Here is a 21,397-nt window from a genome sequence, read left to right on the forward strand (position 1 = left end):
CACATAGTGAATATTTCCGAACTTTGCATACGCCGGCCAGTCATGACTGTGTTGCTCTCGATCGCAGTGGTCGTGGTTGGCGCTTTCTGTTATTTCAAATTGCCGATTGCGGCGCTCCCCAGCTACGACACGCCGGTCATTAACGTCACTGGCTCCTTGCCAGGAGCCAGTCCTGAAGTGATGGCGGCTTCGGTCGCGACCACGCTGGAAAAACAATTCTCGACTATTGCTGGTTTATCGACCATCAGTTCCAGCAGCACGCTGGGCAGTACTTCAATCACGCTTGAGTTCGACCAGAACCGCGACATCGATGCGGCGGCGGTCGACGTACAGGCTGCGTTGCTGCGTGCGCAACGCAGCCTGCCGATAGAGATGACTTCGCTGCCAGCCTATCGCAAAGTGAATCCGGCGGATGCCGCTATCCTTTTGCTGGCACTGACTTCGCCGTCACTCTCCTTATCCGAACTGAATGACTATGCGGAAAACCTGATTTCACCGTCGCTGTCGACCATCAATGGCGTGGCGCAAGTGCAGGTCTATGGCCAGCGCCGATACGCGGTGCGCGTCAAGGTCAAGCCGGATGAACTGGCGGCACGCAATATGACGCTGGATGAAGTTGCGCTGTCCCTGCGCGCATCGAATGCGAATTCGCCGGTTGGCGTACTGGACGGCACGCGTCAGACGCTGACACTGCAGGCCAACAAACAATTGCGCAATGCCGAAGCCTTCAGCAATCTGGTCATCAGCAGTCGCAACGGCCAGACCACGCGCTTGCGGGATGTTGCCATCGTTGAAGATAGTGTCGAGTCGATCAAAAGCGGTAGTTGGGTGAACGGCGAACCGTCTATCGTACTGGCGGTGCAGCGTCAGCCGAATGCAAATACGGTGGCTGTGGTCGATGCGGTGAAGGAGACCCTGCCGCAGTTCAAGGACCAGATGCCGGCCTCCATCAATGTCCAGGTTTTGAATGACCGTTCAGTATCGATACGCGAGGCGATCCACGATGTGAAGCTCACTTTGCTGCTGACCATCGTGCTGGTGGTGCTGGTGATTTTCCTCTTCCTCAAGCGCTTGTCAGCAACCGTCATCCCGGTGTTGTCTTTGCCGATTTCATTGATAGGCTGTTTCGCGTTGATGTACTGGCTGGGTTACAGCCTGGATAATATTTCGCTGCTGGGCATTACGATTGCGGTTGGCCTGGTAGTCGATGATGCGATTGTGATGCTGGAAAATATCGTGCGTCATATCGAGGACGGGATGGAACCGCTGGCCGCCGCACTCAAGGGTTCGCGTGAAGTCAGTTTCACCATTATCTCGATCTCGATTTCGCTGGTGGCGGTGTTTATTCCTATTTTCTTCATGCCGGGTGTGATCGGTTTGCTGTTCTATGAATTTGCCGCCGTCGTGTCGCTGGCGGTGATGGTGTCGGCCGTGATGTCGCTGACCTTGGTGCCTATGCTGTGCAGCCGTTTCCTCAGGCATGAAACGCCAGCCGAGCATGAAAAAGAAAACTGGCTCAGTCGCTCATTTGAGAACTTATTCAATCGCGTGCTGGACGGTTACACACGCGGCCTCGACTGGTCGCTCAGCCATCGTAAAAGCATCCTGTGGCTGGCCGTCGCGACCTTCCTGCTGACAGCGATACTCTTCATCACGATACCAAAAGGTTTCTTCCCGACCGAAGACATAGGCCAGATCAGTGTAACCATAGAAGGACCGGAAGACGCGTCGTACCCGACGATGGTGAAGCTGGTGTCGGCAGCAGCAGAGATCGTGCAAAACGATCCTAACGTGGCGACCACCACTTCACGCACGCGCGACAGCAATGTCGGCAATATGTTTATCGGCCTCAAGTCGCGCGGTGAACGTGAGTCTATGGATAAAGTCTTGCGCGATTTGCGGCGCAAGGTGAGTGGCATACCGGGCCTGTCGGTGTACATGACGCCGGTGCAAAACTTGCGCCTCGGCGGGCGCAGCAGCAAGAGCCAGTACCAGTACGTGATGCAAAGTGTGCGTGCCGATGAGCTAAATAACTGGGCAGAAAAAATGCAGGCGCGCATGCGTGCGGATCGTGCCTTCATCGACGTCACCAGTGATTCGCAGCTCAAGGGTTTGCAAGCGGTAGTGAATATCAATCGGGATCGCGCGAATGAAGCAGGCGTCAGTATCCAGGACATACGCACCGCCTTGTATAGCGCCTACGGTGATAGACAGATCTCGACCATATACACCAGCAACAATAGCTACTACGTCATCATGCAGGACATGAATGTCGGGCAGCAGGACGAAGCCGACCTGAACAAGATTTACCTGCGCGCCAAGACCGGGGTGCTGGTGCCTCTGCTCAGCCTGGCGACAGTAGAGCGTACCGCCGGACCGATCTCGGTCAACCATCAGGGCCAGCTGCAGGCGGTGACGATCTCATTCAATCTGGCACCCGGCACGCCGTTGGGTGACGCTACGGCCAAAATAAATCAGATCCGTAATCAGATCGAGCTGCCATCCAGCATCATCACTTCCTACGCCGGCGATGCGGCAGTCTTCCAGTCATCGCAAACCAGCCAGGTGGCCTTGCTGTTGCTGGCGGTGGTGGTGATTTACATATTGCTGGGCGTGCTGTATGAAAGCTATATCCACCCGATCACCATCCTCGCCGGTTTGCCGTCTGCTGCGGTCGGGGCGTTGTTGACGCTACGCATATTCGGTTTTGAACTGACGATGATAGCGACCATCGGTATCTTGCTGCTGGTTGGCCTGGTCAAGAAAAACGCGATCATGATGATCGACTTCGCGCTGGAGGCGCAGCGTAATCAGGGCATGACGCCGGCGGAAGCGATACGCACCGCGTGTATCCTGCGCTTCCGTCCCATCATGATGACCACGATGGCGGCGGCAGTCGGTGCCTTGCCGATTGCATTGGGTCTGGGTGCGGGTGCCGAGTTGCGCCAGCCGCTGGGTCTGGCCGTGGTCGGCGGTTTGATGGTATCGCAAGTGATTACGCTATTCATCACGCCGGTGATCTATCTCTTCTTCGATCGCTTCAGCGGCGACGGCCCGTTGCAGATTACGCCCGAGCAGGAATTGGCGGCACGTTAACTATGAAGCTGGCCACGCGCGCTGCAGAATATCTTGTGCGGCCAGCGGCGTGGCGAGTGTGCCAAACACGCGGCCGCATTCCGCATCCAGACGGCTGTTAACAAATGCTTCGGCTATCGCTGGCGGAGCAGCCTGCAACATCAGGCAGGATTGCGCCACCAGCACCAGGCGTTGCGTAAAGCGTCTGGCTTGCATTTCTTGCTGTGCTGCGGGCAGTGCGAGGTCGGTGCGTAATTCGGCGATGAGTTCACGCAAACCTTTGTGTTCCACTGCGATATCCAGCAATGAATCCAGCAGCAATTTGAAGGCGTCGCTTTCTTTCGCAATTGCGCGCAATACATCCAGGCACATCACATTGCCCGAACCTTCCCAGATCGAATTCACCGGCGCCTCGCGGTACATGCGTGCCATAGGTGCATTTTCTACATAGCCGTTGCCGCCCCAGACTTCCATGCATTCGCCGCTGAATTCGAGCGCACGTTTGCAGACCCAAAACTTGGCGGCTGGTGTGACTATGCGTCGCCATGCCCGCTCCAGCGGATCATCGATAGCTTCTGCCGCTTGTGCCAGGCGCAGCATCAGGCGCGTTGCGGCTTCGCTTTCCAGTGCCAGATCGGCCAGCACGTTTTGCATCAGCGGCTGCTCGGCCAGTGGCAAGCCAAAGGCATGACGGTGACGCGCATGATGTATGGCTTGCACCAAGGCATTGCGCATCAGTCCGGCGCTGCCGATCACGCAGTCCAGGCGCGTGTGGTTGGCCATTTCTATGATGGTCGGAATACCACGTCCGTCTTCACCGACCATGACGCCATAAGCATCCTGGAATTCGACTTCGCTGCTGGCGTTGGAGCGATTGCCCAGTTTGTCTTTCAGGCGCTGTATCAGGATCGCATTCTTGCTGCCGTCAGGTCGCCAGCGCGGCACAAAGAAACAACTGGGCCCGGCTTCGGTGCGTGCCAGCACCAGATGCGCATCGCACATCGGTGCGGAGAAAAACCATTTGTGTCCGGTGATGGCATAGGCGTGGCCACGACCTGCGGTTTCCAGCGGACGGGCGACGGTGGTATTGCTGCGTACATCGGAGCCGCCTTGTTTCTCGGTCATGCCCATGCCGATCAGCATGGCATGCTTTTCCGCCAGCGGCAGGTCGCGCTCGTCGTGTTGCAGTGAAAACAGTTTTTCCTGCAGCGTCGCAAACAGGACTGTTTCCTGTTGCAGCAGCGGAATGGCGGCGTAGGTCATGGTGACAGGGCAGAGTGAGCCGGATTCGACCTGCGCCTGCAAGTAGTAGGCGGCAGTGCGTGCGATGTGGGCTCCGGCGCGCGGCTGCGCCCATGGCAGTGCATGCAGGTTGGCTTGCCTTTGCATGCCCAGCAAGCGATGCCAGCTCGGATGGAAGTCCACGCGGTCGATGCGATTGCCAAAACGATCATGGGTTTGCAATTCCGGCACATGCTGGTTGGCAAGTTGGCCCAGTTGCAATGTTTCCTGTGTGCCCAGTTCTGCGCCCAGACGGCTTAACTCTGGTGCGTACCAGCTGGCGGTGCTGTCCTGGATGGTCGTCAGCAGCACGGTATCGCTGCTGTACAGGTTGTAGTCATGCAGGTCGGGAACCTGGTTGCTCACTTTATGGGTAGTCCATTGCATGATGCACTCCGTGGGCTGTCCGTAGCGGATGGAAGCTTCAGTCTATCGCCAGATGCGCGGATCTGCCAGTTTTCATCTATTTGCGAGGAATAAAAAGCGTGATTATTCAATGGGATAGCGTGCTGCGGCCGGAGAAAACAGGAACACTGTAAATCCGGTGCCGGTGTCAGGTAAAATGCGGTTTGCCCTTATTCACGAACGGCCTTATGTCCTATCAAGTTCTCGCCCGCAAATATCGTCCGAAAAGCTTCGACACCCTGGTCGGGCAGGAGCACGTCGTGCGAGCCTTGACGCATGCACTGGACAATCAACGCCTGCATCATGCTTATCTGTTCACCGGTACCCGCGGCGTCGGCAAGACCACGCTGTCGCGTATTCTGGCCAAATCCTTCAATTGCGTCGGCCCGGACGGTAACGGTGGTATCACTTCCACGCCGTGCGGCGTATGTGAAGCATGCGTCGCGATTGATGCCGGTCGTTTCGTTGACTATATAGAGATGGATGCGGCGTCCAATCGCGGTGTCGATGAAATGGCGCAGTTGCTGGAGCAGGCGGTGTATGCGCCGTCGAATGCACGCTTCAAGGTCTATATGATCGATGAGGTGCATATGCTTACCAACCATGCGTTCAACTCGATGTTGAAGACGCTGGAAGAACCACCGGAACACGTTAAATTTATCCTCGCGACTACCGATCCGCAAAAAATCCCGGTCACCGTCCTGTCGCGCTGCCTGCAATTCAACCTGAAGCAAATGCCGCCCGGTCATATCGTCTCGCATCTGGACAATATCCTCGGGCAGGAAAACATCGAATTCGAAACACCCGCGCTGCGCCTGCTGGCGCAAGGTGCACACGGCTCCATGCGCGACGCCTTGTCGCTGACGGATCAGGCGATTGCTTACGCGGCCGGCAAGGTCACGCTGGATGCAGTGCAGGGCATGCTGGGTGCGCTGGATCAGTCTTTCCTGATCCGCCTGCTGGATGCGCTGGCGCAAAAAGACGGCACCGGTTTGCTGGCAGTCGCCGACGAGATGGCGACACGCAGCCTGTCGTATAACGCCGCCTTGCAAGACCTCGGTTCGCTGCTGCACCGGATTGCGCTGGCGCAGACCGTACCGGCTGCAGTACCGGAAGACTTGCCCGAACACGCGGACGTCATGCGTCTGGCTGGCTTGTTCGATGCGGAAGAAATACAGCTCTTCTATCAAATCGCAGTGCATGGTCGGAATGAACTCGGACTGGCACCAGATGAATACGCTGGCTTCGCGATGACTTTGTTGCGCATGCTGGCTTTCCGTCCTGGCTTCGGTCCGGCTGAAGCCAGGCCTGCTGCTGCCCCAGCTCCCGCTGCACGTCCTGCAGCCGTCGCTCCTGCCGCAGCAGCTCAGGCCGCACCAGCACCAGCACCAGCAGCACGCCTGAGTGCCGCGCCGCAAGCGGCCACTACCAGCGCGCCTGCACGTCCGGCTGGTGCAATCAGCCCGGCGCGCGCGGCACTGGAAGCCGCACGTGCTGGCATGAAAGGTGGCGCGCCATCTGCGCCGGCGCCACGCGCCGCTGATGTTGCTCCTGTTGCAGTTGCAGCGCCTGTCGCGGCTCCGGCTGCACCTGCGGTAATGGATAGGTCGCCAGCCATCGATATGGCACCGGCACCACCGTGGGATGATGAACCGCCGTTTGCCGGTAGTAATGGCGAAGAATTCTCCAGCCCTGTGGCTCAAAAAAAAACTGAACCGCAACCTGCAGCAGTAGCGGAAGCTGCCGCTGAACCGGCACCTGCACCTGTTGCACGACGTGAGCCGCGTCCGTTCCAGTTGCATCCGGTAGAGAGCCTGAACTGGGATGGCAACTGGCCTGCCCTGGCTGCGATCCTGCCTGTGCGCGGTGTGGCGCAGCAACTGGCATTGCAGAGCGAATTACTCAAATGCGGGCCGACGCCGGAAAGCCACTTGATTACCTTCGACTTGATGGTTGCAGTCGATGTATTGCTGGCAAATGGCAGCGCAGAAAAACTGACGGCTGTATTGTGCGAGCATTTCGGCCAGACAGTACGTTTGCAAACCACCATCGGTGCGGTACAGCACACCGCCAGCGCCGCCGCGATTGCTGATCGCGCCGAGCGTCAGCGTGATGCAGAACAGTCGATGGAGGAAGATCCCTTCGTACAAAAACTCATGCGTGAATTCGGTGCGACCATCGTGCCGGGATCGGTCCGACCGATTTAAACGCAGACTTCCAACCTTCAATCCGAATTATTTAAAGGAGCAAGATCATGATGAAAAACCAATTGGCTGGCTTGATGAAGCAAGCGCAAGCAATGCAAGACAACATGAAAAAAATGCAGGACCAATTGGCTTCCATCGAAGTGGAAGGTCAGTCCGGTGCAGGCCTGGTCAAGGTTGTCATGTCCTGCAAGAACGATGTGAAACGCGTTTCCATCGACCCGTCGCTGCTGGCAGATGACAAAGATATGCTGGAAGACCTGGTTGCTGCTGCATTCAACGATGCAGTGCGCAAGGCGGAAGCCACTTCGCAAGAAAAAATGTCGGGTGTAACGGCAGGTATGCCTTTGCCACCTGGCTTCAAAATGCCATTCTGATCAAGTACAGAAGCATAGCCATTGAAAACACCGTCCAGCCTAGATTTTCTGACTGAAGCACTGCGTCGGCTGCCGGGCGTCGGCCCGAAGTCTGCGCAGCGCATGGCATATCACCTGATGCAGCACGACAGGGATGGTGCCGCGATGCTGGGTCGTGCCTTGTCGCAAGCGGTGGAGAAAGTCCAGCACTGCGCGATGTGCAATACCTTCACCGAGCATGAGATATGTGAAACATGTCTTGATGGTGAGCGCAATCCGGAACTGCTGTGCGTGGTGGAAACGCCGGGCGATCAGTTGATGATAGAGCAGACGCTGACATATAAAGGCTTATACTTTGTGCTGATGGGACGCCTGTCGCCGCTCGACGGCATAGGCCCCAAGGATATACACCTGGAAAAGCTGATAGCCCGTGCGACTGACGGCATCGTGCAGGAAGTGGTATTGGCGACTAACTTCACCAATGAAGGTGAAGCGACCGCGCACTACATCAGCGAAACGCTGAAAGCGCGCGGCCTGAAAGTCAGCCGGCTGGCACGTGGCGTACCGGTCGGTGGCGAGCTGGAGTATGTGGATGCCGGCACCATCGCACGTGCGATGCTGGACAGACGGGCGACCTGAAACCTGGTCGCGTGCAGCCTGATGTTTCATCTTTCATGAAGGTGATACCTGATGTCGACAGCTACTTCTATAGATCATGCATGGCTGCAGCAAAAATGGCAGGCGCTGACCGCATCTGTCTTTGCTGATCCCGCTGCGGCAGATGCGGTATGGGCTGAATTGCTGCGGCATTATTCCGAACCGAAACGCAAGTATCACAATCTGTCGCATGTCACGGCTTTGCTGCGGCGTGCCGAACAGCATCAGGAACAGATCCGGCAAAAGGAAGTGGTGGAGTTTGCCATCTGGTTCCACGACGTCATCTATGACACGCATCTGAAAGACAATGAAGAGCGCAGTGCAGAATGGGCACGCTGCGCGATGATTGCGATGCATCTCGACGAATACCACATCCCGCCTGTCATGGAGTGCATAGCGGCAACCGCGCTGCATGCCGTGAGTTCAAGCGAAATCCGCGACCTGCCTTTATTCCTCGATATGGATCTCGCCATCCTTGGTGCGGATGAAGATATCTATCATGCGTATAGCCAGGCGATACGTTCTGAATATGCCTGGGTGGCGGACGAAGATTTCCGGCGTGGCCGTGGCAGGGTGATAGAGGATTTTCTGCAACGTCCCAGCCTGTTCTACACACCGATGATGGTGGCCTCACTGGAGCAACGGGCGCGGCACAATCTCAATACTGAATTGCGTGCGCTCGGACAGGCGCGTGAACAAGGCAACTAAAAACAAGTAACCCAAGTACAAGATATGGAAAAAACTGCTGCATCCGGGCCGCTGGCCGGTATCAAAGTCCTCGAACTCGGTACGCTGATCGCCGGACCTTTTTGTTCACGCATGTTGGCCGAATTTGGTGCCGACGTCATCAAGATAGAATCGCCGGACGGTGGTGATCCTATACGTCAATGGCGTGTGCTGAAGGATGGTACTTCGCTGTGGTGGTCGGTGCAGTCGCGTAACAAAAAAAGCCTGACGCTGAACCTGAAGGATGCACGCGGTCAGGAAATCGCCAGGAAGCTGGCGCTGGAAGCCGACATCATTATTGAAAATTACCGCCCGGGTGTATTGGAAAAATGGTCGCTCGGTTACGAACAATTGAAGGCGATCAATCCGGCTACCATCATGGTGCGCCTGTCAGGTTTTGGCCAGACCGGGCCGTTGAAGGATCAACCCGGTTTTGGTGCGATAGGCGAATCCATGGGCGGGCTGCGTTATGTATCCGGCTTCCCGGATCGGCCGCCGCTGCGTGTCGGTATCTCGATAGGTGACTCGGTCGCTGCCTTGCATGGCGTGATCGGCGCGATGATGGCCTTGCGGCATCGTGATGCAACTGGTGGTCGCTGGAACGGGCAGGCAGGTGATGCGTCGCAGGCGGGGCAGGGGCAGATGATAGATGTGGCCTTGTATGAAGCCGTGTTCAACATGATGGAATCGCTGGTGCCGGAGTATGACTATGCCGGCGTGGTGCGTGAACGTACCGGCGGCGCCTTGCCCGGCATCGTACCGTCGAATACTTATACGACCGGTGATGGCGAAAACATCGTGATCGCCGGTAATGGCGACGCTATCTTCAAGCGCCTGATGCTGGCGATGGGGCGTGATGACCTGGCTAACGATGCGCAACTCGCACGCAACGATGGCCGTGTGCCGCGCACTGCTGAAATCGATGCGGCGATCCAGCAATGGTGCGCGACCCAGACTATCGATAGTGCATTGCAGATCTTGCAGGAAGCCGATGTGCCGGTCGGTAAAATTTATTCGATACGCGACATGATGAGTGATCCGCAATTTCTCGCGCGCAAGATGTTCGAGCAGCATACCTTTGCCGATGGTACGCCGATCAAACTACCGGCCATTACGCCCAAGTTGTCGGCAACGCCGGGTGAGACCAAATGGCTGGGGCCGACGCTGGGTCAACATACAGATGATGTATTGAGAACACTGGGTTATGATGAGGCGGGTATTGCCGAATTGAGACGCGACGGCGTAGTGTAAAAAGCGCCGCGAACAGAGGACGACATGAATAAACAATTCCTGAAGCAGTTTGTTATTGCACTGGCGCTTTTCCTGCTGGGCTACTGGACGTTCAACGGTTTGATCTTCAAATAAATTGCTGTACATGGCGGGGATAGCTATCCCCGCCTGTCAGGAATTCATTTGGTGTTATTTTGTGTTTTATGCAGTACAGGTTTATCCGCACGCTGTAAGCAGTATAGATTCCATCGACTTTCCGCTTTCTTAAAGGAGCTACATCATGGGTATACTCAGCACCATCTTCAGCAAGATATTTCCTTCCTCACATGCCGCTCCGGCTCCCGCCGCACCTTCGGCTACTGCCGCAGCACCAGCCACCGCACCAGCAGCACCCGTAGCGCAAGTTGACGTCGAAGCCATCCTGAATGGCATGGCGCAAAAAAATGCACAAAAACTGAACTGGAGTACCTCCATCGTTGATCTGATGAAGCTGCTCGACCTCGACAGCAGCCTGACCGCGCGCAAGACACTGGCGCAGGAACTGAAGTACACAGGCGATACCAATGATTCGGCGAGCATGAATATCTGGCTGCACAAGCAGGTCATGATCAAGCTGGGTGAAAATGGCGGCAAGGTGCCGGATGCGTTGAAGCACTGAGCATCACACCAATATCAATACGGCTGGGTGCACTGCAATGGTGGCCCAGCCGTATTTTTTTTCGATATCGACTTCATCAATGGTCGGGAAGGTGCCTGATTAAATTCAAACAGGTCTTTGAAAGAAGACGAGTACGCAATAAATCGTGGCAGCGGCTATGCTGCCATGTCCGAACCAAATGACCAACCCTAGCGCCCATCCTATAGCCTGTACTGCGATGACGAGTGCGAGCGCGAGTAGCAACCAGGCGCAGAGATAAATCGATAGCGTCAGGCCTCTGTATTTTTTCCTGAAGAAGGCAGGACGATGCCGCTCTGAAGTGAGGGCCAGACATGCAAATGCTGTCAGTAATAAGACGAGTATTAACAGATGTAACATGCTAAACCTTAGCACTCCTGTTCCGGGTTCTATGCATCTTGATTGCCAGCACGCCATGCGCGACTGCCAGCGTGAGGGCACTGATATCAAACATGACAAACATGGCGTGTGGATTGGTGAGCTTGTCCAGCACGGGCAATAGCGCAAGCAAGGCGGTCGCCAGCCATAATTGTTCCAGCCACGCGCGCCGCACCGGCCTGCAGCAGGCGTGCAGCAAGGTGATACCCCAGACGATAAAAAACAAATGGATTTCCCATGCAGAGCGCTGTGCCATCTCGAGTGGCAACAGGCGATTACCCCATAGGTAAGCAGTCATGGCTATCGATAGTCCGGCGATGCAGGCGATATTCATGCGCTCGACCAGTTTTAATCCGGGTGCTGCAGTTTCTGCCTGATTCAGTCTTTGCCTGCGCTTGACCGTCCACAGTATCAGGCCGGTAGCTACCATCGCTGTTCCGGCCAGGCTGATGATGAAATACAGCCAGCGGGTAACGGTGTCGGCGTAGCGGCCCAGATGCAATCCATACATCACACCCCAGCTGGTGACGGCGGCGCTGGCCTGATCCTTGATCTGCAGGATATTGCCGTTCTGGCCGTTGAATAGCATGTAGTGCGGGCTGACGGAGATGCGTCCGGCATTACCCCGGACCAGCATGACGCGGGCAGTGGTGTCTCCAGGATTGCTGATGATGGCGCGCTCGACATTGCCAGGCCCCCAATGCTTGTCAGCTTCTGCAAACATGTGTGCTATCGGTGTCAGCGTTGCAGGCTGGCCCGAGCGCGTATCCGGAGTGAGCCGGGCGCGCATTTCCGCGGTCAGCGCGGCGCGTTCCTGTGGCGTCGTTAACGCGGCATCACGTCCCCACGGCATATACATGAACATCAGCATTACCAGGCCGGTATAGGTGATCATCAGATGGAAGGGCAGACCGAGTACCGAAAATGCGTTGTGCGCATCCAGCCATGAACGCTGGCCTTTGCCCCAGCGAAAGGTAAAGAAATCCGCGAATATTTTTTTATGAATGATCAGCCCGCTGATGATGCCGATCAGCATCAGCATCGCGCAGAAGCCGGTAATCCAGCGTCCGAGTGTGCGCGGAAAGTAGTGCAGGCTGAAGTGGAAATAATAAAAGAATTCACCACCAGCGGTATCGCGCGGCGTGTATTGTTTGCCGCTCAGCGGGTCGTATGCGATGCGCTCAAAGCCATCACCAGCTTGCCACATCGCATAGGCGGTATTGCCGCGTGCACCGGGTAGTTCTATCGTCCACTGCGCATTATCAGGTGCAATTTCCTGCAGCATTTGCATGCCAAGCTGAGTGGTGCGCAGCGCATCGGGAGTAGCAGCAAGCGCGGGAATTTCAGGCTGCATCCATTGCGTCAATTCTTCGCGGAAGTAACTGACGCTGCCGGTCAGAAACATCGCATAGAGTATCCAGCCCGCCAGTATGCCTGCCCAGGTATGCAGCCAGGCCATGCTTGGTCGCAAGCTGGATGATTTGAGGTGGGAGCTAGTTTGCTTGCGCATCATGCAAATGAACGCAAGGAGTGCAGGCATGCAAGCTGCGGCAAGCCTCTATCTGTATGCGTCGCCAACAATGCAATAACCGTGATGCTTGCGCGACCACGGTTATTGCACAACGGCGCGGATTGCGCCTGCTGCATCAGAATCGATAGATGGAACTGACGTTGATAGTCCGCTCAGCGTTGCGATAGCAGAAGGTGCCATTGCAATCGGTCAGGAATTGCTTGTCCAGCAAGTTATTCACATTAATGGAGAAACGCCATGGTCCCTGGTCAAAACCGAGAGCCGCATCCATCAACGCAAAGCTCTGGTTGCTGATGTTGAGATTGTTATCGTCTGCATCAGAGCGCGCTTTTCCCAGGTAACGTATGCCGAGGGCAGAGTATGCTTTGACCGAACTGCCGAGATTGAAGTTATATTTCCCCCATATCGACGCGCTGTGTTTAGGAGCACCTTGTTGGCGCAAACCAAGATCTTTGTCATTGCTTTTGGTGACTTCCGTGTCGAGGTAAGTATATTGCGCAATCAGACTCATATTGCGGTTCAGTTCGGCGCGTGTCTCCAACTCGAGGCCGCGTGAAGTTACTTCACCAGTTTGCACAACTTCTCTACGATTTTGCGGCGCAGGTGTGGATACATTCTGCCTTACTAAATTGAACACCGATGCGGTGTAACTAACACGTTGTCCGACCGGCTGATACCTTACGCCAGCCTCAAATTGCTTACCGGTAGAAGGTTTCAATACATTGCCATACACATCGTTACCGATCTCGGGTGAAAATGAACTGGCGTAGCTAATGTAAGGTGCCCAACCAGAGTCGAATAAGTAAACTGCGCCGATACGGCCGGTGGTAGCGCTGGCAGACTGGTCATAGGCGATCACGCTTGTGCCTGAAGCCGGGAAAATCCGGTTGCCCGTCGTTTCTGCTTTATCGTGCCGTAATCCTGCGGTGACAACCCATCGATCAAATTTCATTTGATCTTGAATATATAAGCCGGTTTGGCTCGAAGGAATACGTTGAATCTCAGGGTCGCTTGCACGTGTGACGGTTTGTTGTCCCGTGTAAACAGGATTGAACAGATCAATTGACTGAATGTTGGGCGTGTCATAGATGTATTCATTGGTGGTGCGCGATTTGGCGTAATCAACGCCCACCAGGACGTTATGCTCTATCGCACCACTCTTGAGACGTCCCTGCACGCGAGTATCAAGCAAGAGACCTTTCCAATGCGATTCACGTGGCGAAAACCGACGTGTCAAGGTTCGACCATCTGCCTGTAAAGCCATCGGGAAGACATTGGTTTCGTCACGATCAAATTCGCTATATCGGAAATTCTGCTGAACCGACCATGTGTCATTAAAACGGTGTTCGAATTCATAGCCCACCATCCTGTTGTCGCGCTTCCAGCGATTATCCAGACCACCGATATTCACTTTTGGGTTGACCTGACCGAGCGCACCAGGATTCTGCAGCTGATTGGGCCAGGAGTAAGCCTGATCATCCTTTTGATAGGTTCCCATCAAGGTCAGCTTGGTTGCCGCATTTGGCTTCCATGTTATCGCCGGGGCGATAAAGAAGCGGTTGTCTTTGTCGAAAGCAAGGCGCGTTGCTGATTCGCGCGCCAACATGGTAACGCGGTAAGTCCACTCCGGATCGCCTTTAAACGTGCCGCCGATATCACCCTTGATTTGCTTGCGATCATAGGTGCCGTACTCAACTCCTATCTCGCGTATCGCTTCAGCGGTCGGTCTTTTGCTGACTGCGTTAACCATCCCGCCTGGCGGTGTCTGGCCATATAGCACAGAGGCGGGGCCGCGCAATACCTCAAGGCGCTCAAGGCCATAAGGTTCGATAGGTGCGGCGTAGGCACGTCCGGACGTCAATAAACCGTCAAGGAAAATGCCAGCTGTGCCAAGCGGAAAACCGCGCAGCTTTGAAAACTCGTCAACTGCCCATGGTTTTAGATTTGGTGTAACGCCAGCGGTGTAACGCAAGGCTTCGTCTAGCGATTCTGCTTTCCGATCACCAATTTCATCAGCCGTGATGATGGAGATCGACTGCGGAATCTCGATCAGGAGCGTATCTGTTTTGCTACCAGTAGCGCTGCGCTTGGCGACATAGCCTTTGACTGGTCCGGTTGCTGTTTCGTCGTAAGCAGACTTGACTGTGACAGCTGGCAACATCGCCTCCGCATTGCCATTCGTTGATTTGCGCAGGACATATCCGTTGTTGTTGGTATTCACGCCCTCCAGGCCGGTACCCGCCAGCAGCGCGGCTAATCCCGCCTGTGCACTGAAGTTGCCTTGCAAGCCAGGGCTGCTTTTTCCTTGCGCCAGCTCACTGGTGCCGGAGAGGTAAATACCGGACTCGCCGATGAAGCGACTCAACACCGTGGATAAAGGGCCGGCCGGAATGTTGTAGCTTTTGCTGGCGCTTGCGGCTTGCTGTGCGTGGGCAACGGAGAAGGCTGGTGACAATGCAAGACCGGCAAATGCGAGATGGATGGCCAGCATCAGCGGGCGCATCATGGGTGGCGTTGCAGCGTCGATAGTGTCGCGATGACGCGATAAGCGGGATAGGCGGGATTGCATCGGCGTATCTTTCTTCGGTAAGTAGGGTGACAAAATGAGTTCTTCATCTTGTGAACCGAACGAACCGTCGGAATCCGGAACCTGTTTACCCAAAAAAATGAAAATAATTTTTACAGGCTGATGCAGACCTTAGCCGGACGTTTTTTTTGCCTCGATGGTGATCCACCAGGGCATGGTGCGCCTGATGTGGATAGGCAATACTTCTTCCAGCATACTGAGGACTTTGTCTCTATCCTGCAGCGGGTAGCCACCCAGCACCCGCAGATCGGCGACTTCCGGCGCGACATGCAGGTAGCCGTGGTGGTAGCGATTCAATTCCGCAACCAGATCCTGCAGTGACATATCTTCCGCCAGCAGGATTTGCCTGATCCAGGCTTCGCGTGCTGCTTCGGCTGGTACAGACTCGCTGATCGCGGTGTTGCTAAAGCTGACTTGCTGGCCTGCTTCTATGATGCGGGTCGCATCCGTACCGACAGGGCTGACTTCAACAGCGCCCTCGAATACTGTCAGGTGCGTGATGTCATCGTTCTGCCTGACCGTGAAGCGGGTGCCCAGTGCACGCATGCGGCCTTGTTTGCTGTCGACGACAAAAGGACGTGTCTTATCAGCGGCAGTCTGGATCAGCATTTCGCCCTCCAGCAAATGCACGCGACGCAACGAGCTTTGATAGTCAGCGTTAAACGCGCTGGCGGTATTGAGCCAGATACGCGTGCCGTCCTGCATGGCTATCTCACGTACTTCACCGGTGGCAGTGCGGTAATCAGCGTTCCATGCCAGCACTACATCCGGTACCAGTTGATGTCGGCTTGCTACCCAGCCCAGCACTCCGCCACCAGCGAGGAGAGCGATGCCGTTGAGTATCTGGCGACGTTTGAGCAACTTGCTGCGTGCGTTGTGAAATGCCGCGACGGCTGCGTCCTTGCGGCTGTCGGACTGCACCGGCTCAAAGCGGCGGCTGATGTTTTCTACATAGCCCCAGGCATCCTGGTGGCTGGCATCCTGCTCCAGCCAATTGCGCCAGTTGTTGCGATCTTCATCGCTGGCGGTACCTGAGCGCAATAGCACAAACCATTCCGCAGCTTGCTGCAGGACCTGTGCCGATGGTGCCCGTGACGGCAGCCCGGAGGAGCGTAGTTTGATATCCAGTGTAGACACGGTGTGCTTTATTCCGAAAGGTGGGCAGCCAGGTGCTGTGCTTCCAGCGCCATGCAATGCAGCATGGCCTGGGTCATGTATTTGCGCACCATGCGATCGGAGACGCCGAGTTCTGCTGCTACTTCCTTGTCGGTCATGCCATACACCATCGCCATGACAAAGGCGCTGGCTGCTTTGTTGGGTAACTGGCTCAGCATTGCATCGATTTCCAGCAGCGCCTGGATCACCATCACCTGATGCTCGGCCGAAGGCATGATCGCTTCAGGGCGCGCGGCGATTGCTTCCAGCCAAGCCTGTTCGATTTCGCGACGACGCCACAAGTCTATGCACAGGCCTTTGGCGATGGTGCTGAGGCAGGCGCGGGCACCATCGAAGCTGTCAAAGCCACGCGGCTTGTTGAGTAGTCTTAAGAAGGTGTCTTGTGCCAGATCGGCCGCATCGAAAGTATTGCCCAGGCGTCGCCTGAGCCAGGTCGTCAGCCAGCCGTGATGGTCGCTGTAGAGCGTGTGCATTTCCTGCTGGAAGACGGGTTCGGCGGAGGACATGGGCAAACGGGCAGGGAGGCAATAAAAATGAGAACGATTCTCATTATAATCCATGCTGCTTATACACGGCAATTTCTGTTGCGATAGTGTTGTTTGCCAGTCTTGACGGCTGTCACCAGGCAGTTTCAAGGCGAAAACTGCATCATTAACAGCTAGCTTTTCCCGGGAAGAAATAGCATTCTGATCCAATTGCGGATCGGACGGATCACTGATAATCCGCCGCATATGATGATTTTTAAAAGGTATTCCATGTACCTGATGTCTATCGGCGCTGGCGTATTGGTCGGGGTGATATACGGATTGCTGCATGTGCGCTCCCCCGCGCCGCCAGCTATCGCTCTACTGGGTCTGCTCGGGATGCTGATCGGCGAGCAATTGGTACCGATTGCCACTCGTATCATCCAGCGAGAACCCATCACGCTCTCCTGGTTTTGTGAGAATTGCTCTTCCAAAATTACAGGCGTTGACGCAGCAGAGCAGAACAAGAAATAACGGCGTTGTCCCCCTCTATCCACGCTTCCTCTCACCAGACGGGTCTCCTCATGAATAACAATCGAAGAAATATATTGAAGTCCGTTGCGTCCGGCGCTGCACTGGCAACCCTGGGTGCGATGGCAGGCCGCTCCGCTCCTGCCGCAGCGGCATCGGCCGGTGCCAGCCTGCCTGCTACCGCACGCGGGCCCGCTGACAAGATCGCAAAGGCGGGAGCAGGTGCGGGCTCGACGATGATTCTGATCAATGGTCGTTTTCATACGGTGGATAAGAGTCGTCCGCTTGCGACCGCAGTCGCGATCAAGGATGGCAAGTTCCTGGCAGTCGGCGATCTGGAAGATGTGATGCGTCATCGCACGGCGGATAGCCAGGTGATAGACCTGAATGGTCGTACCGTGATCCCGGGCCTGAATGATTCGCACATCCACCTGATACGCGGCGGCTTGAACTACAACCTCGAATTGCGCTGGGAAGGCGTGCCGTCGCTGGCAGACGCCTTGCGTATGTTGAAGGAGCAGGCATTGCGCACGCCAAGTCCGCAATGGGTGCGTGTGGTCGGTGGCTGGACCGAGTTCCAGTTTGCCGAGAAACGCATGCCGACGCTGGAAGAAATTAATGCTGCGGCACCGGATACTCCGGTCTTTGTGTTGCACCTGTACGACCGTGCCTTGCTCAATCGCGCGGCCTTGCGCGCGGTTGGTTATACCAAGGACACGCCGAATCCACCGGGCGGTGAAATCCAGCGCGATGCGGCTGGCAATCCGACCGGTATGTTGATTGCGAAACCGAATGCACTCATCTTGTACGCGACGCTGGCCAAAGGGCCGACCCTGCCGCGCGAGTTGCAAGTGAACTCAACCCGTCAGTTCATGCGCGAACTGAATCGCCTGGGTATTACCAGCACGATTGATGCGGGCGGTGGTTTCCAGAACTACCCGGAAGATTACGAGATCATCGATCAGCTGGCGCGCGAACAGCAGTTGACGGTGCGCATCGCCTACAACCTGTTCACACAGAACAAGGGCAAGGAGCTGGAAGATTTCCAGAAATGGACCGGCATGATCAAGCCGGGGCAGGGCGATGATTTCTACCGACACAATGGTGCAGGTGAAATGCTGGTGTTTTCAGCTGCCGACTTTGAAGACTTCCTTGAGCCGCGCCCCGAGCTGGCGGCAGGGATGGAAGATGAGCTGGAAAAAGTGGTGCGTCATCTGGTGTCGCAACGCTGGCCGTTCCGCCTGCATGCCACTTACGATGAATCGATAGGTCGTATGCTGGACGTGTTTGAAAAAGTAAATCGCGATACGCCATTCAATGGCTTGCGCTGGATGTTCGATCATGCGGAGACGATTACGCCACGCAACATCGACCGTGTACATGCACTGGGTGGTGGCATTGCGATCCAACACCGGATGGCATTCCAGGGTGAGTATTTTGTTGAGCGTTATGGTGCTGAAGCTGCTGCACACACGCCGCCTATCAAGCGCATGCTCGAATCCGGTGTGCCGGTCGGCGGAGGTACCGATGCGACCCGTGTTGCCAGCTACAACCCATGGACCGCTTTGTACTGGCTGGTATCCGGCCGCACCGTAGGTGGCATGAAGTTGTACCAGACCGGTGCGCAGTTATCACGTGATACGGCTTTGGAATTGTGGACCAATGGCAGTGCATGGTTCTCCAGTGACCAGGGCAAGAAAGGCCGCATCCAGGAAGGTCAGCTGGCCGATCTGGCGGTACTGTCGGCAGATTTCTTCAGCATACAAGAGGACGACATCAAGTCGCTGGAGTCAGTGCTGACCGTGGTGGGTGGCAAGGTTGTATTCGGTGCCAATGAGTTTGTGAATCTCGCACCGCCACCGATCCCGGTATTGCCGGACTGGTCGCCGGTGAAAACCGTGCCTGGTCATTACCGTCGTGTGAACGCCAAGCAGCAAGTCGCAGCCTTGCCGCATCAATGCGCTGGTGCGTGTGGCGTGCATATGCATGCACATGATGTGGCGCGCAAATCCAACGTACCTATTTCAAATTACTCCGGTTTCTGGGGTGCGCTGGGTTGCAGCTGTTTTGCGTTCTGATGATATGACGAAAAAATTTCCCTTGCTGACTGTGCCGCAGATAGATCTGGGCTTGTTGTTCCTGCGCGTGAGCGGCGCTTTCATGCTGTTCCATGTGCATGGCTGGCCCAAGATCATGCATTACAGCGAGGAGCTGTTGCATATCGAGGATCCGTTTGGCTTGGGTACGCGCTTCTCCTTGCTGGCGGCGATTTTTGCCGAAGTGATTTGCGCCGTCCTGATCGCGCTGGGCTTGCTGACGCGCCTGGCCAGCCTGCCCGTCCTTGGTGTGTTGCTGGTGTCGATGTTGATCGTGCATACGCAGTGGTCAATCGCGGAAGGGCAGTTTGGCTGGTTGCTGATGATTATCTTTGGCACGATTGCATTGTGCGGCCCCGGCAAGTTTTCGTTTGATGCAGTGATACAACGCAAGCAGGTGGGCTGATGGCAAATTCTTCGTTTAGTCCGCTCAGCAACAAACTGTTCCGCGCATTGTGGCTGGCCACCGTCGCATCCAATATCGGCACCTGGATGCATGATGTGGGCGCGGGCTGGATGATGACTTCACTCAGCACCGATCCTTTCATGGTGGCGCTGGTGCAGGCTGCGACCAGCCTGCCTATGTTTTTGTTTGCCTTGCCGTCGGGCGTGCTGGCCGACATCATCGACCGTCGCAAGTATCTGTTGTTTGCACAGTTCTGGATGCTGATTACGGCGGCAGTGCTGAGTGCGCTGGCATTCGTCGGCATGGTGACACCTGAAATCCTGCTGGCGGCGACCTTCTTCCTGGGTGTCGGTGCGGCGATGGCGGCGCCGCCATTCCAGGCGATTGTGCCGGATCTGGTGGCGAAGGAAGACCTGGCCGCTGCAGTTGCGCTTAACTCGCTGGGCATCAATATCAGCCGCGCGATCGGGCCAGCGCTGGCCGGTATCATTTTGTCCTTTGCCGGACCAGCCGTGGTGTTCACTCTGAATGCTTTGTCGGTGCTGGGTGTGGTTGCTGTGCTGTACTTCTGGCAATCGCCGAAAAAGGTACAGCGTTTGCCTGCTGAGCATTTCCTGCCAGCGGTGCGCGCAGGCTTGCGCTATGTGCATGCCGCCCCTGTACTGCGCGTGGTTCTGATCCGTGCGGTCGCTTTCTTTGTGTTTGGTAGTGCCGCCTGGGCCTTGTTGCCCCTGGTCGCGCGGAACGGCCTCGGTCTCGGTGCCGGTGGTTACGGCATCCTGCTGGCTTGCATAGGCCTCGGTGCGGTTGCTGGCGCGCTGGTCTTGCCGGGTTTGCGCAAGCGCTATTCCAACGATGCACTGGCACTTGGTGCCACGCTGATATTTGCTGCTTCCATGCTGGCGCTGGCGATGATGAAAAGTGCGGTGCTGCTGGGTGTGATCCTCTTGTTCTCCGGCTTCGCCTGGATTGCGATGTTGTCTATCCTCAACGTGGGCGCACAACGCAGTTCGGCCGGCTGGGTCAAGGCACGCGCACTGGCCGTGTATCTGGTGGTGTTCTTTGGCTCGATGGCGGCAGGCAGTGCCATCTGGGGCCAGACCGCAGGCAGGCTCGGTACGTCCAGCGCGTTGATCATTGCTGCAGTCGGCATGATTCTGTTCTGCGCTACCGCATTGCGCTGGCGTCTCGACTTGTCGCCGGATCTGAATCTGGCGCCTTCCAGACACTTGAGCAAACACGGTAGCAGTGACGCCACAGCCGGTCCTGCACATGATTCCGGCCCGGTAATGATTACGGTCGAGTATCTGGTGGCGGCTGACAGGCAGGCCGAGTTCAAACTTGCGATCCGGGAAATGCGTCGGGTACGCCGCCGTGGCGGGGCGCTGACCTGGAGTGTGTTTGAAGATACTGCCCAGCCAGGTCGCTACATCGAAACCTTCGTCGTTGAGTCCTGGCTCGAGCATTTGCGTCAGGAAGATCGTTTTACCGAAAACGACAAGGCCATCACCCTGCGTGCGTATGGTTTCCACAGCGGACCGGGCACGCCGCGTATCGAACATTTTATTGCTGCTGTATAGGGCAGGCACCTGGCATGTCTGCAGGTTTTATTTTCGCG

At 56.1% G+C, this 21,397-nt stretch carries 17 protein-coding genes; 11 read left to right on the top strand and 6 right to left on the bottom strand.

The features are described 5' to 3' along the window. Positions 1-6: 6 nt before the first annotated feature. A complete protein-coding gene (locus DBR37_RS06750) occupies positions 7-3,096 on the top strand; it encodes an efflux RND transporter permease subunit (protein ID WP_124573694.1) in 3,090 nt (1,029 codons plus the stop codon). Here DBR37_RS06750 and DBR37_RS06755 read toward each other — a convergent pair whose 3' ends face one another. Beyond that, positions 3,097-4,743: an isovaleryl-CoA dehydrogenase gene (locus DBR37_RS06755; RefSeq protein ID WP_124573695.1), complete on the bottom strand. Its 1,647-nt coding sequence runs from the start codon at positions 4,741-4,743 to the stop codon at positions 3,097-3,099. It abuts the gene before it with no gap. A 206-nt stretch (positions 4,744-4,949) separates the two neighbouring features. Here DBR37_RS06755 and DBR37_RS06760 point away from each other — a divergent pair, with 206 nt between their 5' ends. The 6 genes from DBR37_RS06760 to DBR37_RS06785 all read left to right on the top strand — a co-directional run bounded on the left by DBR37_RS06760 (position 4,950) and on the right by DBR37_RS06785 (position 10,592). Then, positions 4,950-6,968, top strand: a complete 2,019-nt coding sequence (locus DBR37_RS06760) for a DNA polymerase III subunit gamma/tau (RefSeq protein WP_124573696.1) — start codon at positions 4,950-4,952, stop codon at positions 6,966-6,968. 47 nt (positions 6,969-7,015) lie between these two features. Continuing rightward, on the top strand, positions 7,016-7,342 hold the full coding sequence (locus DBR37_RS06765) for a YbaB/EbfC family nucleoid-associated protein (RefSeq protein ID WP_012080182.1): 327 nt from the start codon (positions 7,016-7,018) through the stop codon (positions 7,340-7,342). A 21-nt stretch (positions 7,343-7,363) separates the two neighbouring features. Then, positions 7,364-7,960: a recombination mediator RecR gene (gene recR / locus DBR37_RS06770; protein ID WP_124573697.1), complete on the top strand. Its 597-nt coding sequence runs from the start codon at positions 7,364-7,366 to the stop codon at positions 7,958-7,960. A 51-nt stretch (positions 7,961-8,011) separates the two neighbouring features. Next, on the top strand, positions 8,012-8,686 hold the full coding sequence (locus DBR37_RS06775) for a hypothetical protein (RefSeq protein WP_124573698.1): 675 nt from the start codon (positions 8,012-8,014) through the stop codon (positions 8,684-8,686). A 24-nt stretch (positions 8,687-8,710) separates the two neighbouring features. Then, positions 8,711-9,955, top strand: coding sequence for a CaiB/BaiF CoA-transferase family protein (locus DBR37_RS06780; RefSeq protein ID WP_124573699.1), 1,245 nt, complete (start codon positions 8,711-8,713; stop codon positions 9,953-9,955). Between the two features lie 259 nt (positions 9,956-10,214). Beyond that, complete coding sequence (locus tag DBR37_RS06785) at positions 10,215-10,592, top strand: DUF3597 domain-containing protein (RefSeq protein WP_124573700.1); 378 nt, start codon at positions 10,215-10,217, stop codon at positions 10,590-10,592. 105 nt (positions 10,593-10,697) lie between these two features. Here the strand turns inward: DBR37_RS06785 and DBR37_RS17395 are convergent, their stop codons facing one another. The 5 genes from DBR37_RS17395 to DBR37_RS06810 form a co-directional block, all read right to left on the bottom strand. Continuing rightward, on the bottom strand, positions 10,698-11,027 hold the full coding sequence (locus DBR37_RS17395) for a DUF3325 family protein (protein ID WP_124573701.1): 330 nt from the start codon (positions 11,025-11,027) through the stop codon (positions 10,698-10,700). Further along, on the bottom strand, positions 10,972-12,528 hold the full coding sequence (locus tag DBR37_RS06795; protein ID WP_199739055.1) for a PepSY domain-containing protein: 1,557 nt from the start codon (positions 12,526-12,528) through the stop codon (positions 10,972-10,974). Before DBR37_RS06795 ends, DBR37_RS17395 begins: the two co-directional genes overlap by 56 nt. Positions 12,529-12,634: 106 nt before the next feature. Next, positions 12,635-15,088 (bottom strand): TonB-dependent siderophore receptor, encoded by a 2,454-nt coding sequence (locus DBR37_RS06800; RefSeq protein ID WP_233588299.1) that lies wholly within the window; start codon positions 15,086-15,088, stop codon positions 12,635-12,637. Positions 15,089-15,217: 129 nt separating this feature from the next. Further along, on the bottom strand, positions 15,218-16,243 hold the full coding sequence (locus DBR37_RS06805) for a FecR domain-containing protein (protein WP_199739056.1): 1,026 nt from the start codon (positions 16,241-16,243) through the stop codon (positions 15,218-15,220). 8 nt (positions 16,244-16,251) lie between these two features. Further along, positions 16,252-16,788, bottom strand: coding sequence for a sigma-70 family RNA polymerase sigma factor (locus DBR37_RS06810; RefSeq protein ID WP_124573702.1), 537 nt, complete (start codon positions 16,786-16,788; stop codon positions 16,252-16,254). A gap of 225 nt (positions 16,789-17,013) precedes the next feature. Between DBR37_RS06810 and DBR37_RS06815 the strand changes: the two genes are divergently transcribed. The 4 genes from DBR37_RS06815 to DBR37_RS06830 all read left to right on the top strand — a co-directional run bounded on the left by DBR37_RS06815 (position 17,014) and on the right by DBR37_RS06830 (position 21,359). After that, complete coding sequence (locus DBR37_RS06815) at positions 17,014-17,280, top strand: DUF1427 family protein (RefSeq protein ID WP_233588300.1); 267 nt, start codon at positions 17,014-17,016, stop codon at positions 17,278-17,280. Positions 17,281-17,513: 233 nt separating this feature from the next. Beyond that, positions 17,514-19,355, top strand: a complete 1,842-nt coding sequence (locus DBR37_RS06820) for an amidohydrolase (RefSeq protein WP_199739084.1) — start codon at positions 17,514-17,516, stop codon at positions 19,353-19,355. 4 nt (positions 19,356-19,359) lie between these two features. Beyond that, positions 19,360-19,779, top strand: coding sequence for a DoxX family protein (locus DBR37_RS06825; protein WP_124573703.1), 420 nt, complete (start codon positions 19,360-19,362; stop codon positions 19,777-19,779). Next, positions 19,779-21,359, top strand: a complete 1,581-nt coding sequence (locus DBR37_RS06830; protein ID WP_124573704.1) for an MFS transporter — start codon at positions 19,779-19,781, stop codon at positions 21,357-21,359. Before DBR37_RS06825 ends, DBR37_RS06830 begins: the two co-directional genes overlap by 1 nt. Positions 21,360-21,397 lie beyond the last annotated feature (38 nt).

The organism is Herminiimonas sp. KBW02, from assembly GCF_003852535.1.
In the GTDB taxonomy this organism is placed as follows: Bacteria; Pseudomonadota; Gammaproteobacteria; order Burkholderiales; family Burkholderiaceae_D; genus Oxalicibacterium.